Below are 788 nucleotides of genomic sequence, written 5' to 3'. Positions count from 1 at the left end.
AGTAATTGGGGGAAAGTGCCTTTTATACCTTTCAAAAATAACGACTTCGAACTTCCGGATCTTCAATTTGTAAAAACCTTAATAGACAATTACGATTTAACTAGATCTGATGTGGCCAACTTATTAGAGGATATAAAAAATGTTATATACATTCTAAAAGGCTATGGCGGTGCGAATTTAGGCGAGTTCGTGAGAGATTTGGCCTACTACAACGGTATTAAGATGGATACGGACGATGAGGCCGGAGTTGATACCATAGAAACTGATATTAACATCGAAGCAGCTAAAACTCATTATGAAGCTTTAAAGAAAGATATCTTTGACTTTGGCCAAGGAGTAGATAAAAACTCTGATAAGCTGGGAAATAGTCCTAGTGGTATAGCTCTTAAGTTCATTTACAGTGGATTGGATTTGAAGTGTAATTCTATGGAAGAAAACTTTAAATGGGCTTTTGAACAACTAGTCTATTTCGTTAATAAGTACCTTGAGATTACTAAGCAACCAGTATCTGATAAAGAAATAGAAATTGTGTTCAATCGAGATATTGCTATTAATGAATCTCAAGCTATTACCGATTGTCAAAACTCCAAAGGGGTTATATCGAATAAGACCATCATCGCCAATCATCCTTGGGTTACTGATTTAGACGAGGAAATGAAGCAGATAGAAAAGGAATTAGCAACTGTTGAAGTTAAAATGCTAGGTGGTGAAATGGATGAATAGAACATTATCTAAGTGGATTATAACTATAATAGTTCAAAGTAGTATTTTTACTTTGATGTATATTT

1 protein-coding gene is annotated in these 788 nt (G+C 34.1%); it reads left to right on the top strand.

Features of this window, described 5'->3' with window-relative positions; all coding sequences use genetic code 11:
* Positions 1–723, top strand: a 723-nt coding sequence (locus RCF13_RS17845; RefSeq protein WP_308141412.1) for a phage portal protein, incomplete at its 5' end; no start/stop codon positions are given.
* Between the last annotated feature and the right edge of the window lie 65 nt (positions 724–788).

The organism is Stenotrophomonas maltophilia group sp. RNC7 (genome assembly GCF_030910085.1).
Taxonomy (GTDB): domain Bacteria; phylum Pseudomonadota; class Gammaproteobacteria; order Xanthomonadales; family Xanthomonadaceae; genus Stenotrophomonas; species Stenotrophomonas sepilia.
Note: the sequence above shows the minus strand (reverse complement) of the source record. Positions and strands in the feature narration are given on the sequence as shown.